The sequence below is a fragment of the Streptomyces hyaluromycini genome (assembly GCF_002217755.1).
Classification (GTDB): Bacteria; Actinomycetota; Actinomycetes; order Streptomycetales; family Streptomycetaceae; genus Streptomyces; species Streptomyces hyaluromycini.
Genome location: NZ_BCFL01000022.1, coordinates 34,223 through 46,122 on the forward strand (window position 1 = coordinate 34,223; position 11,900 = coordinate 46,122).

Below are 11,900 nucleotides of genomic sequence, written 5' to 3' on the forward strand. Positions count from 1 at the left end.
CCCGTCCCGAGGACGTCAGTCCACCACCAGGACCAGCTTGCCCGTGGTCCGGCCGGTGCCGCCCAGCTCGTGCGCCTTGGCGGCATCGGCCAGCGGGAAGGTCCCCGCGACCGCGGCCCGCAGCTTCCCCTCCTCGACCAGTCCGGCGATCGCCCGCATCCCCGCCCGGTCGGCGTCCACCAGCATCCGCACCGCCCGCACGCCCAGCCGCTCGGCCTCCTCGTACAGCTCGGGCGAGCCCAGCGGCAGGATCGACACCTCGATCCCGCCCGGCCGCAGCATCCGCAGCGAGGCCACCGAGGTGTCGCCGCCGACCGTGTCGAGCACGACGTCGACGTCCCGCACCGCCTCCGTGACGTCCACGGACCGGTAGTCCACCGGCTCGTCCACGCCGATCTCCCGCAGGAAGTCGTGCTTGCCGGCGCTCGCGGTGCCGATCACGTACGCCCCGCGCGCCTTGGCGATCTGCACCGCCACATGCCCGACCCCGCCGGCCGCCGCGTGGATCAGCACCCGCTGCCCCGGCTGTACGCCGGCGTTCTCCACCAGTGCCTGCCAGGCCGTGAGCGACACCAGCGGCAGCGCGCCCGCCTGGACGTGGTCGATCCCGGCCGGCTTCGCCACCAGGGCGCGGGCGGGAAGGGCCACGTACTCGGCGTGCGTGCCGTGCCCGTACGGGTAGGACGCCATGCCGAAGACCTCGTCACCGGGCGTGAAGGCGGCGACGCCGATGCCGGTCTCCTCGACGGTGCCGGACACGTCCCAGCCGAGGACGAAGGGCGGCTTGCCCAGGAAGCCGCCGGTCTCCCGGTGCTTCCAGTCGGTCGGGTTGAGGCCGGCCGCCCGCACCCGGACCAGTACCTCGTTGGGGCGCGGCTTCGGCCGTGCCGTCTCGATCACCTTCAGCACCTCGGGGCCGCCGAGGACGTCCTGGCTGATCGCACGCATCGTGTTCACATCGCTCATGGTCACCCAGCCTGCCGGGAGGTGCCCGGCGGGAAAATGGCACGATGGCCAACCTTCGATGGAATCGTGCCAGCCCTTCCTTCTGGCGAGCGTGAACGTTCCGGCCTGCTCCGCCGTCCAAGGACGGCAACGGAGACGAGCAGCGGGGGTGGGCATGCGCGGCGGGCTGGCGGCGGCGACGGTACTGGTGGCGGCCGGGGTGGTGGCCTGCGGCGGCGCGAGCGGGCCGGACCTGGTGGTCGAGGGGACACCGCCTGCGACGCCGTACCGCGGGCCGCTGGACATCCCCACCCGGGAGGTCGACGCGAGCACCCCGCAGGCCATGCGCACCGCCTCCGGCGCGGCCGGCCGCGCGCTGGAGTGCGACGGGGAGATCTACTGGGGGACCGGGCCCGACGGCTGGAGCGAGGGCGACGGCGGCGACTCGCCCGAGGCGGGCCTGCGGCTCTTCTTCGACATGTTCGCTCCGGAGGTGCCGCGCAGCGGCTACCGCGTGGAGCGCCGGGAAGCGGACCGGGTGCTCTACTCCTACGACGTCGGCGGGCGCACGAAAGTGGCCGTCGTGGTCGCCGAGGACCAGAAGGGCAGGCCCGGCTGGGGGCCGGAGGCCGACGCCGCCTGCGATCCCTCCGAGCTCCCGGCGAGCGTGACGACGGGAGCGGGATGGCCCGAGATCTGGACCGACTCCGGCGGTCACCGGGCACCGGTCTCGAAGATCAGCAGCTCCTCCGGCCCCGAGCACTGCGGCTGGCAGTCGGCACACTTCCTGACGTTCGGCGGCACGACCTACGTCCGCGATCCGCACGGCGTCTTCGCCGAGGGCTCCGAACTCGCCGGACGCTACGACGGTGACACCACGATGCCCGCCGACGCGCACGACACCGGATACCGCCTCCGTGACCGGCGGCTGTGGCTGACGGACGACGGCGACACGGCGTACGTCCGCACCTCGCACGGCGTGGAGGCCTGGCCCAGGGAGCGGCGCGGCTTCGCCTGTGACTGACCGCTCAGCGGCTCATGTGCAGGGCGACCAGCAACTGCCAGACCTGGTCCGCCACTTCGTCCGGACCGGCGTCGAGCAGGCCGTGCAGCCAGTCGGCCAGCACCCCGGCGAAGGTGGCGGCCACCGCCGAGGCCACCAGCGGGGCGTCCGCCGCGCCCACCAGTTCCCGCTCGGCCAGGCTGCGCGCCCGCAGGTCCCGGTGCAGCACCCGGCCCAGCGGGCCCCCGCCGCCCGGCGCGAGCAACTCCCGGTACAGGCCCGCGTGCGGAACCAGCCCGGCGAAGAACTCCCGCAGTGCGGGCGGCGCGTGCACCGGATCCGGCCGGCCGCGCCAGGCGTGCAGCGCGTCCACTGCGTCCCGGACGACGTCCGCGCAGGCGTCGACCGCCAGCGCCTCCAGGCCGTCGTAGTGGACGTAGAAGGTGGCCCGGCCCACCCCGGCCCGGCGCACCACGGCGGCCACCCCGGCCTCGGCGAGCGGCCGTTCGGCGCACTCCTCCAGGAGGGCCGTCCGCAGCCGTGCCCGGGTGCGGGCGGCCCGCGGATCCTCGGCGGCCGGGCGGCCGGTCATCGGGCGGCGAGGACGGCGGCCAGGGCGAGCGCGCCGGGCAGCGCCTGCGCGAACAGGATCCGGCGGTTGGCCGTGACCGCGCCGTACACCCCGGCCACCACCACGCACGACAGGAAGAACACCTGGGCCCGGAAACCCGTCGGGTCGGCCGCGACCAGCCCCCACACCAGGCCCGCCGCCAGAAAACCGTTGTAGAGACCCTGGTTGGCGGCGAGCGGCGCGGTCCGCCGGGCCAGTTCCGCGTCGAAGCCGTGGAAGCGCATCCCGGGGCTCTTCTGCCACAGGAACATCTCCATCACCAGGATGTACGCGTGCAGCGCGGCCACCAGCCCGACCAGCACGTTCGCCAGTATTTCCATGATCGACAGACCCTCCCCATCTCATGAACAGGTGTCCACTATAGCTGGACAGGTGTCCATGAGGTTTCGGGCCGGCGCCCGCCCCTGTCGTGGGGTGCATGTCGGGAAGTCACGGCAAGGAATGGGTATTTGTTGATTTGCCGCCAACTGGCGGAGCGTGACGGAGCCCTCACATCCTCTACTCGTCGAGGTTGATCCTTTGGGGTTCAAACCCGATAAGCTCCCTTCCGTCACAGCGAGTTGACGCACCCCGCGCTGGGTCCGTCCCGCCGTGTGCACTCATGAGTGCGGCCTACGCACACTGCCCCTGTTCACTGCTGTTCGATTGTGTTGCTTTTAAGGATGCAGATGGAACTCGCCACTCCGCCGCCGGCGGCGCGGGCCCCTGTCGCCTGGTACAGCTGGTGGCTGATGCCACTGGCCTTAGGGGGAGGGACGGTCGCCGCCACGTTCATGAGCTCCGAGCGAATAACCGCGGCCGTCGCAGGCGCCGCGGCCACCGTCGCGAGCTCCGTGTGCGTACGGCTCCTGATCCGCTCGCAGCGTCAACTACGCAGCGCCGAAGGGTCGTTCCGCAGCTCGCAGACCGAGCACTCCCAGCAGTGGCAGCAGCATGTCTCGGGCCTGGAGCGCAAGTTCTCCGCCGAGCGCGCCACGCTGGAGAGCCAGCTCAACGAGCAGTCGGCCACATTCGACGCCCAGCTCACTGAGCAGGCGTCCGCCTTCGAGGGCCGGCTCACCGACCGGACCGCCCACTACGACACCCAACTGGCCGAGCAGGCACGGGCGTACGAGGAGCGGCTCGCCGACCAGCTGAAGTCCTCCGAGGCACAGCTCGCCGACCAGGCAGAGGTCTGGCAGGAGCAGCTCACGCACCAGCGGGCCGCGATCTCCCGGCTCGCCGACGAGCAGCTGCCCGACGCGCTGAAGCGGCTGCGTGAGGGCGACGCCATCGACGACCTGCTGCCCGTCACCGAGCAGTGCGCCAAGGTCGACAAGGACGTCCGGGCCGACCTGCGCCGCATCCTGCGCACGTCGCTGATCGGTGTGGAGGAGGAGTTCAACCGCTCCACCTCCGCCGAGCAGGCCGTGATCAGCATCGGCAACCGCATCCACGTCCTGACCAGCAAGCTGCGCGGCCGGCTGCATGAGATGCAGGGCGAGCACGGTCGGCTGCCCGCCGTGGCCCGCGGTCTCATGGAGCTCGACCAGGAGCTCGGCCCCGCCGACTCGCTCGCCGGCAGCATCGGCGTGCTGGGCGGCTCGGACCGCCCCGGCCGCCAGTGGCAGGAGCCCCAGCGCCTGCTCAGCGTGGTGCGCGGCGGCATCGGCCGGATCAAGGACTTCCACCGCGTCGAGGTCCGGCACCTGCCCGAACTCGGCGTCGACGGCGGTCTGGTCGACCACCTCACGCTGATCTTCGCCCACCTGCTGGACAACGCGGCCCGCTACTCGCCGCCCACCGAGCCGGTCGTCGTCTCCGGCAAGGAGGTGCCCAACGGCGTCGGCATCGAGATCCAGGACTCCGGCAAGGGCCTGAGCGAGGAGAAGAAGCGCGAGGCCGAGCACTCCCTGGCGGGCACCGACGCCGGACCCGGTATCGGGGGCATCTCCGAGGACGCCAGCATCGGCCTGCGGGTCGTCGGCATCCTCGCCCGCCGCTACGGCATCCGGGTCACCTTCGCGGACTCGCCCTGGCTCGGTACCTCGGTGGTCGTCGTGGTCCCGCACAAGTTCTTCAGCCCGCTGCCCGCGGCCCCCGCCGCTCCGGCTCCCGTGCCGGCCGCCCCCGCCGTCGCGTCCCCGGTGCAGGCGCAGGGCTCGGTCGCCGTCGAAACCGTCACTCAGCCGGAGTCCGGCGAGGCCCCGGACACCACCCCGGGCGGACTGCCCCGGCGGCGCAGCCGGCGCCGCGAGGAGGAGCAGCCCGAGGAGCGCACCGCCCGCACGCAGGGCACCGCGTTCCCCGCGGCCCCGCCCGACGAGTCCTTCGCGGGCCTGGCCGCCTTCGCCACCGCGGGCCGCGTGCCCGTCGCGGACGAAGCGGCGGACAGCGAGGCCGAGTTGACCGGAGACGAAGACGACGCGGCACCCGCGACCCCGGCCGGCGCCGATGACGCCGCCGTCGGACGCGAGTCCGCCGAGCACCGCACTGAAGAGAGCGACTAGTCCACATGACGCAACAGGGAACCGACGTGAGCTGGGCGCTCCGTGATCTGGTGGAGAGCATCCCGGAGATCCGTTTCGCCCTCGTGGCCTCCAGCGACGGCAAGGCCATCACCTCCTTTGGCGCCGAAGACCCCGACGACGTGGACCGCTTCGCGGCCGTGGTGGCGGGGCTGCAGGCCCTGGCCCAGCCGGTCGCCGAGCAGTTCCCCAAGTACGCGGGGCAGCTGCGGCTGGCGATGATCGAGGTCGACGGCGGTCACCTCTTCGTCGTGCGGGCCGGTGTGGAGACGTATCTCGGGGTCCTCGCCCGCGAAGGACTCGACCAGGGGCTGCTCGGTCATCAGATGAGGGACCTGTCACGGCGGATGGGCGAGCTGCTCGGCACCTCTCCGCGCCTGGAGGAGCACTCTGGATGAGTGCTCCCCGCCGGCCATCGGACCCGTCCGGTCTCGAGCGTTATTACGTCCTCACCGGGGGACGCAGTGGACCGGGCGGGTCGGCGTCGAGCCTCGACGTTGCCACCCTCGTCGTCTCCCGCACCGCCCCCGTCCCGGGGATGCAGCACGAGTACGAGGAGATAGTCCGGCGCTGCCGTGATCCGCTGTCGGTGGCCGAACTCACCGCCCATCTCGGATTGCCCTTCAACATTCTCGCGGTGCTGTTGGCGGATCTGCTGGACGCAGGCCGTATTGAAGCCCGTGATCCCATTCCGGCGCACCACGCCGGACGCGGGCCTGACCTCGCGCTCCTCCAGGAGGTACTCAGTGGACTTGAAAGGCTTTGACCATCCCGGCGACCCCGGTGCCGGGGGGACCCGCTCGGTCAAGGTGATGATCGCCGGGGGGTTCGGCACCGGGAAGACCACCATGGTCCGCTCCGTCAGCGACATCAAGCCGCTCACCACCGAGGAGACCCTCACCCAGGCCACCGTCGGCGTCGACAACCTCATCGGCGTCGCGGACAAGGCCGAGACCACGGTCAGCCTCGACTTCGGCAAGATCAGCATCAACGAGGGCCTGATGCTGTACCTGTTCGGCACCCCCGGACAGGAGCGGTTCTGGTTCCTGTGGAACGGCCTGTTCAAGGGCGCGCTCGGGGCGATCGTCCTGGTGGACACGCGGCGGCTGGCCTCCAGCTTCCGGGCGATCGAGGAGATGGAGCGGCAGAACGTGCCCTTCGTCATCGCCCTGAACGCCTTCCCGGACTGCAAGGAACACCCCGTCGAGGAGATCCGGGACGCCCTCGACATCTCCCCGCACACCCCGATCGTGGCCTGTGACGCCCGTGACCGGGCCTCCAGCCGTGACGTACTGATCGCCCTGATACGTCATTTGAAGGAACGCTCCGCCGTCGCACTGGAGCCCCGATGAACGACCAGAGCCTCGACAGTCCCGACGCCCCCCGCGGCTGCCCGGTCGCGCACGGTTCGCCCGACCTGGCCCGGCTGTACGGGCCCGAGGCGGCGACCGACCCGCACGGCATCTACGAGCGGCTGCGCAAGGAGCACGGCTCCGTCGCGCCGGTGCTGCTGGAGGGCGACATCAACGCCTGGCTGGTGCTGGGCTACCGGGACAGCCGGCGGGTGCTCGACAACCCCAGCCAGTTCCCCCGGGACGCGCGGACCTGGCGGGACTACCGGGAGGGGCGGATCGAGGAGACCTCTGCCCTGATCCCGATGCTCGCCTGGCGTCCCGACTGCGTGTCCCAGGACGGCGAGCCGCACCGCAGGCTGCGCGGCGCCGTCAACGACGTGCTGCAGGCCGCCGTCGGCCGTGGTACCCGGCGCCACGCCACGCACTTCGCCAACAGGCAGATCGACCGGTTCGCGGCCGTCGGACGCGCCGATCTGGTGGCGGACTATGCCGACTTTGTGCCGATGCTCGTGATGAGCCGCGTTCTCGGGCTCGCCGAGGTGGAGGGGCGCCGGCTGGTCGAGTCCTGCGCCGAGCTGCTCAAGGGCGGCGAGGACGCCGTGATGCACGACGGCAGGATCAGGGAGATCTTCGGCGAACTCGTCGAGCGCAGGCGGACCGAACCCGGCTCCGACCTCGCCACCGACCTCCTGGACCATCACGCGGCTCTCGACCACGACGAGGTCGTCGATCACCTGCGCATGGTGATGATCGCCGCGGCTGTCACGACCAACCTGCTGGCCCGGGTGCTGCGGCTGGTCCTGACCGACGCCTCCCGGCTCTCCGGGCTGACCAGCGGGCAGCTGAACATCTCGGCGGTGATGGAGGAGGCCATGTGGAACTCTCCGCCGCTGACCGTCCTGCCGGGGCGCTTCGCCGCCAGCGACGTCGAACTGGGCGGGCATCTCATCGGGGCGGGCGACCTGCTCGTGCTCGGTCTCGCCCCGGGCAACGTCGACCCCGAGGTCCGGCCCGACCCGGGTGTCTCGGTGGAGGGCAACCAGGCGCACCTGGCGTTCGGCGCGGGCCCTCACGAGTGCCCCGGGCAGAGTATGGGTCAGTCCATGATCGAGATCGCGGTGGACGTCCTCCTGCACCGGCTGCCGGGCCTGCGGCTGGCCATGCCGGCGGACGAGCTCACCTCGACGGCCTCCACCTGGGAGTCCCGGCTGGACAGGCTGCCGGTCGAGTTCCCGGTCTGAGCACGCTGCTGCCCGGCCGGAGGACCGGCCGGGCAGCAGCGTCGTCGGTGGTTCCGGAACAGGATCGAGGCGTCAGCCGTCGAGCCAGTCGCCGGTGACGGTCGTGGGCTGGTGTCCCGTGGCGTTCCAGATGAAATGCGGGTGGGCGCAGCCGAACATGTAGGAGAGCAGTGCGGTGTCCTCCCTCCCGGTCTGAGGGTCGTACAGGGTGTAGAACTTCTCGGATCCGACGGCGCCGGCGTCCTGTTGGACCTGCCGAGCGCGGTCCGGGGACGGTGCATCCATGGATGCCTCCACGGCGGTGACGTAGGTGCGTCGCAGGATCTCCCATGTGCTGTCGGTGTTGCCCTGCCAGGGGCCGTGCAGTGCTTCGAAGGCATGGAGCTCGGCGTCGAAGAGGGCCCATGTCCGGGGGAATTGGGCTCGGCAGAGTGCGGACAGCTCGGCGGTCCGGGAGCTCAGTGCCGGTGCGGTGGGGCGCGGGCCGATGGTGAGAGTGGTGCCGTGGGTGAGGATGCCGGTGCACGGGTTGGGCTGCAGGTCGCACAGCGGGCAGTCCTCGGCCGGGGGGAGGCCCTCGGTGATGCCGTCGAACCACAGGGCGTGGCGGCCCGTGAGTCCCATCCAGACGATGGTGCTGCTCATCAACCAGGTGTTCCACATCGGTTCATGCGCCTCGGGCATGCAGCCGTACTTGATGAGGGCGATCGTGCAGGCGGCGTAGAGGGCCTTGGTGTGGGTGGGTAGGTCGGCGAGCCAGAAGTTGCTGATCTCGCCGGTGAGGGAGTCGACTCGTACGTCGGCCATGTCGTCGATGACGCGGCACAGCAGCAGGGAGGCGAGGTGTTCTTCCTGCCAGAGTTCCGTATCGGGTGAGACGTGCCAGAACAGGCAGTCCAGCATCTGCAGGGCTGAATAGGTGCTCTGGCTGAGCGGGTTGGTCTGGGGGAGCGTGACGCTGCCCGCGTGGTGCTGTTGGAGCCAGTGCTCGTCGACGGATCGCTTATGGGCTGCGTAGAGTCCGCAGACCAGGGCCCGTGCGCTGTTGGTGCTGAAACTCTCGGCCAAGCGGCCTTCGACGAGTTGGGTGACGTGCGTGGTGTCGATGGTGTCGATCACGCGCTTGTACTCGTGGAAGACGAGGATGTCGTCCTCGAAGCGGTGGCGGAGGCCAAGGTCTCGTTCAAGGTCGTTCAACTGCCGGACCCAGATCCATCCGGCGGTCAGGACGCTGTCGAGTTCCCGGCGGTAGGGCCAGGCCTTGACGGTGAGGGGACGACCGGCGCTCTGCCGCCAGCTGTAGTCGCCCAGCGTGCGCGCAGGGGGCGTGGGCAGCCGACGGCACAGCGGGCAGGCGCAGGCGGTTGCCCGCTCCTCCTCACGCGGCGGGGCGAGCGCCCGGCTCCGCCAGGCCCCTTCCAGCATCGTGCAGGTCAGTCGGCAGATCTCGGCATCGGTGCCGACTTCCGGGAAGGCCGCTTCGATCATGCGCAGGCTGGCGTCCAGTCGTTTCAACCTGGCGTAGCCCTCCTCGTCGGGCGGGAGGAACGCGCGTGGCGCCAGTCGGAGGGCTCCCTCCACATGCAGCGTGGTGCCGGTGTGGGGGAAGCCGAGTGCGTCCAGCCGCTGCTGAGCGGCGTTCTGGGACCTTCGGTACTGCTCCGTGGTCCCATTGATGCGTTTCACGAAGAGGCCGGCCAGGGTGTTCCCCGCCTCCGAGGGCTGGAGCTGGGCGCTTGGCTGCGCCGGGAGCAGGCTGTCGGCGGACGCCTTCTGAACAGCACCTACGCCTTGAGATGTCACACCGGTCTCCTTCAAGCTGTGGTCCTGGCAACGGAATCGACCGACCGTGGTCGTTGGCCGGTCGGGTCCGGGAATCTTCTGTTTCATCCGCGACGGCCTCGCCGAACAGCCGGACTCACGCGACCGGCTCCGCCTTCTGCTGCGAACGATCGCGAGGGGGTACGACTGCTGCGTGGACGGCCGAGGAAGTGGAACGGGCCGCCGACCTGCCCTTCGAGTGCGAACAGCCCCGTGCCCGCTCGGTTCTCGAACGCGGCGAGCCGCTCGGCCACGGCGGATTCGTCCTCGACACCGGCGGCCTTGCATGAACGGCCCGCCCTTGTCGAAGCGCGCTCCTGCTACAAGGCGAGTGCCTGCATCGCCGCCTCAGCCGTGTCGGCCAGGAAGCACTCGCGGCCCGCCAGGCGTGGCGCGGCCACCGGATCCGAGGGCCGCGGCCGCTCCAGGAAGGCCGGTGAGGTGCTCCTCGAACCCGGCTTTGCCGTGCACCGGGCCCATGTCCCGGATCCAGCGCAGATGCCGGGCGCGCGCGAACTCCGGATGCTCACTGACGGGGGTCTCGAAGGGCAGGTCGAAGGTGACGTCCTGAGGCATGTGTTTCCTTTCGGGCGACAGTGCGCAGAGCCCCCCGTCTCTGCGAAACGGGTGGCCTGTCGGCCACCCGCGCACTCGAACTGGCCTTCGTGGCTCGAAAGTTGAGCCGTGAGGCGCTACGAGGCTGCCCAGAGCGTAAATGATCTACGCGTGACCTGACCGTGACGTGTGTTACTGCTCATGCCTCCGGAGCTGAGTACACTCGCGCGCCCCCCACGTATGTGTGCGCGACGCGTGTGTCCGCGATGCGCTCGGGGGCCCCGGCAAATGGATCGCGGTCCAGGACCACCAGATCCGCGAGCGCCCCGACCGCCACCCGCCCGGTGTCGTCGAGGTGGTTCACGTAGGCCGAACCGGCCGTGTACGCCGTGATCGCCGCGCCGAGCCCCAGCCGTTCCCCGGGCAGGAACACCGGCGCGTCGCCGCCCGGTTCGACCCGGTTCACTGCGACATGGATGCCCTGGAGCGGGTCGGGGCTGCTCACCGGCCAGTCGCTGCCGCCCGCGAGCCGCGCCCCGGCGCGCAGCAGCGACCCGAACGGGTACTGCCACGAGGCCCGTTCGGACCCCAGGAAGGGGATCGTCAGCTCGTCCATCTGCGGCTCGTGCGCGGCCCACAGCGCCTGGATGTTGGCGGTGGCGCCGAGCCGAGCGAAACGCGGTACGTCGTCGGGGTGGACGACCTGGAGATGCGCCAGGTGGGGTCGCGTGTCGCTCATCCCGTTGGCCGCCCGCGCCGCCTCGACCGCGTCCAGCGCGTCGCGTACGGCCCGGTCTCCCAGCGCATGGAAATGGCACTGGAAGCCGAGTGCGTCCAACTCGGTCACGTACCCGGGAAGTTGCTTCGGATCGATGAAGCTCTTGCCTCGATTGCCCGTGGCGCAGCCGCACTTGTCCAGGTAGGGGTCGAGCAGCGCCGCCGTGCCGTTCTCGGCGACCCCGTCCAGCATCAGCTTCACCGTGCCCGCCCGGAACCGGCCATGGCTCAACGCGGTCCGCTTCTCCACGAGTTCGGGGATCTGCTCGGCCCCGCGCTCCCGGTCCCACCACAGCGCGCCCACCACCCGCGCGGTCAGCGAACCGTCCCGGGCCGCCGTGAGGTACGCCTGCGACGGGTCGTCCATGCCGAGGAACTCCCCGACCAGCGCGTCCTGCCAGGCCGTGATGCCGAGCGCGTGCAGATGCCGCTGGGCGTGCAGCAGTGCCGCGAGCCGGTCCGCCGGGGAGGCGGCCGGCGCGAGCCGGCCGACCAGTTGCATCGCGCCCTCCTGGAGCGTGCCGCTCGGCACGCCGGACGCGTCCCGCTCGATCCGCCCGTCGGCCGGGTCCGGCGTGTCGCGGCCGATCCCGGCCAGCTCCAGGGCCCGGCTGTTGACCCACGCCCCGTGATGGTCCCGGTTGGGCAGGTACACCGGCCGGTCCGGTACGACGGCGTCCAGCAGCTCCTTCGTCGGCGTGCCGCCCGCGAACGCCTCCATGGACCAGCCGCCGCCCAGGATCCACGCCCGCTCCGGATGCGCCTCGGCGTAGGCGCGTACGGCGGCCACGGTCTCCTCGGCGGTCCGCAGCCCGGTCAGATCGCACTGGGTCAGTTCGAGGCCGGCCGGGACCGGATGGACGTGCGCGTCCTGGAACCCGGGCAGCAGCAGCCGCCCGGCCAGGTCGACCACCTCGGTGCGCGGCCCGGCGAGCTCCCGCAGTTCCCCGGCGGGGCCGACGGCGCTGATGCGCTCACCGGTGACGGCGACGGCGGCGGCCACGGGACCCTCGGGGGTGAGGACGGGGCCACCGGTGAAGAGCAGATCTGCGTGCATGTTTCCTG

The 11,900-nt window shown here is 71.2% G+C and carries 12 protein-coding genes; 6 read left to right on the plus strand and 6 right to left on the minus strand.

Going from position 1 to position 11,900, the window contains the following annotated elements; translation table 11 throughout:
* Nucleotides 1-15 precede the first annotated feature (15 nt).
* Complete coding sequence (locus SSP29_RS26980) at nucleotides 16-966, minus strand: NADP-dependent oxidoreductase (RefSeq protein WP_167450014.1); 951 nt, start codon at nucleotides 964-966, stop codon at nucleotides 16-18.
* A gap of 154 nt (nucleotides 967-1,120) precedes the next feature.
* Between SSP29_RS26980 and SSP29_RS26985 the strand changes: the two genes are divergently transcribed.
* Entirely contained in the window at nucleotides 1,121-1,969 is an 849-nt protein-coding gene (locus tag SSP29_RS26985) for a hypothetical protein (RefSeq protein ID WP_089103769.1), read from the plus strand.
* A 4-nt stretch (nucleotides 1,970-1,973) separates the two neighbouring features.
* Here the strand turns inward: SSP29_RS26985 and SSP29_RS26990 are convergent, their stop codons facing one another.
* Both SSP29_RS26990 and SSP29_RS26995 read right to left on the minus strand, forming a co-directional pair.
* Nucleotides 1,974-2,540 (minus strand): TetR/AcrR family transcriptional regulator, encoded by a 567-nt coding sequence (locus SSP29_RS26990; RefSeq protein ID WP_089103416.1) that lies wholly within the window; start codon nucleotides 2,538-2,540, stop codon nucleotides 1,974-1,976.
* Nucleotides 2,537-2,899, minus strand: a complete 363-nt coding sequence (locus SSP29_RS26995) for a DUF1304 domain-containing protein (RefSeq protein ID WP_089103417.1) — start codon at nucleotides 2,897-2,899, stop codon at nucleotides 2,537-2,539. The genes SSP29_RS26990 and SSP29_RS26995 overlap by 4 nt, the downstream gene beginning before the upstream one ends.
* Before the next feature lie 348 nt (nucleotides 2,900-3,247).
* Between SSP29_RS26995 and SSP29_RS27000 the strand changes: the two genes are divergently transcribed.
* The 5 genes from SSP29_RS27000 to SSP29_RS27020 are packed head-to-tail and all read left to right on the plus strand — an operon-like array spanning nucleotide 3,248 to nucleotide 7,682.
* The gene (locus tag SSP29_RS27000; RefSeq protein WP_089103418.1) at nucleotides 3,248-5,068 is read left to right on the plus strand and encodes a sensor histidine kinase; all 1,821 of its coding nucleotides are present in this window, start codon (nucleotides 3,248-3,250) and stop codon (nucleotides 5,066-5,068) included.
* Nucleotides 5,069-5,073: 5 nt separating this feature from the next.
* Nucleotides 5,074-5,484, plus strand: coding sequence for a roadblock/LC7 domain-containing protein (locus SSP29_RS27005; RefSeq protein ID WP_046733906.1), 411 nt, complete (start codon nucleotides 5,074-5,076; stop codon nucleotides 5,482-5,484).
* Entirely contained in the window at nucleotides 5,481-5,852 is a 372-nt protein-coding gene (locus tag SSP29_RS27010) for a DUF742 domain-containing protein (protein WP_089103419.1), read from the plus strand. The genes SSP29_RS27005 and SSP29_RS27010 overlap by 4 nt, the downstream gene beginning before the upstream one ends.
* Nucleotides 5,833-6,438, plus strand: coding sequence for a GTP-binding protein (locus SSP29_RS27015; protein WP_089103420.1), 606 nt, complete (start codon nucleotides 5,833-5,835; stop codon nucleotides 6,436-6,438). Before SSP29_RS27010 ends, SSP29_RS27015 begins: the two co-directional genes overlap by 20 nt.
* Entirely contained in the window at nucleotides 6,435-7,682 is a 1,248-nt protein-coding gene (locus SSP29_RS27020; protein WP_089103421.1) for a cytochrome P450, read from the plus strand. Before SSP29_RS27015 ends, SSP29_RS27020 begins: the two co-directional genes overlap by 4 nt.
* A gap of 72 nt (nucleotides 7,683-7,754) precedes the next feature.
* Here SSP29_RS27020 and SSP29_RS27025 read toward each other — a convergent pair whose 3' ends face one another.
* The 3 genes from SSP29_RS27025 to SSP29_RS27035 form a co-directional block, all read right to left on the minus strand.
* Nucleotides 7,755-9,485: a hypothetical protein gene (locus tag SSP29_RS27025; RefSeq protein WP_150134987.1), complete on the minus strand. Its 1,731-nt coding sequence runs from the start codon at nucleotides 9,483-9,485 to the stop codon at nucleotides 7,755-7,757.
* Nucleotides 9,486-9,851: 366 nt separating this feature from the next.
* Nucleotides 9,852-10,079: a hypothetical protein gene (locus SSP29_RS27030; protein ID WP_089103422.1), complete on the minus strand. Its 228-nt coding sequence runs from the start codon at nucleotides 10,077-10,079 to the stop codon at nucleotides 9,852-9,854.
* Nucleotides 10,080-10,257: 178 nt separating this feature from the next.
* Nucleotides 10,258-11,892, minus strand: coding sequence for an amidohydrolase (locus tag SSP29_RS27035; RefSeq protein ID WP_089103423.1), 1,635 nt, complete (start codon nucleotides 11,890-11,892; stop codon nucleotides 10,258-10,260).
* Nucleotides 11,893-11,900: the final 8 nt, after the last annotated feature.

Excerpts from the sequence above, each read along its gene's own strand:
- SSP29_RS26980 (WP_167450014.1), bottom strand. The coding sequence starts at position 966 with ATGAGCGATGTGAACACGATGCGTGCGATCAGCCAGGACGTCCTCGGC.
- SSP29_RS26985 (WP_089103769.1), top strand. The coding sequence starts at position 1,121 with ATGCGCGGCGGGCTGGCGGCGGCGACGGTACTGGTGGCGGCCGGGGTG.
- SSP29_RS26990 (WP_089103416.1), bottom strand. The coding sequence starts at position 2,540 with ATGACCGGCCGCCCGGCCGCCGAGGATCCGCGGGCCGCCCGCACCCGG.
- SSP29_RS26995 (WP_089103417.1), bottom strand. The coding sequence starts at position 2,899 with ATGGAAATACTGGCGAACGTGCTGGTCGGGCTGGTGGCCGCGCTGCAC.
- SSP29_RS27000 (WP_089103418.1), top strand. The coding sequence starts at position 3,248 with ATGGAACTCGCCACTCCGCCGCCGGCGGCGCGGGCCCCTGTCGCCTGG.
- SSP29_RS27005 (WP_046733906.1), top strand. The coding sequence starts at position 5,074 with ATGACGCAACAGGGAACCGACGTGAGCTGGGCGCTCCGTGATCTGGTG.
- SSP29_RS27010 (WP_089103419.1), top strand. The coding sequence starts at position 5,481 with ATGAGTGCTCCCCGCCGGCCATCGGACCCGTCCGGTCTCGAGCGTTAT.
- SSP29_RS27020 (WP_089103421.1), top strand. The coding sequence starts at position 6,435 with ATGAACGACCAGAGCCTCGACAGTCCCGACGCCCCCCGCGGCTGCCCG.
- SSP29_RS27030 (WP_089103422.1), bottom strand. The coding sequence starts at position 10,079 with ATGCCTCAGGACGTCACCTTCGACCTGCCCTTCGAGACCCCCGTCAGT.
- SSP29_RS27035 (WP_089103423.1), bottom strand. The coding sequence starts at position 11,892 with ATGCACGCAGATCTGCTCTTCACCGGTGGCCCCGTCCTCACCCCCGAG.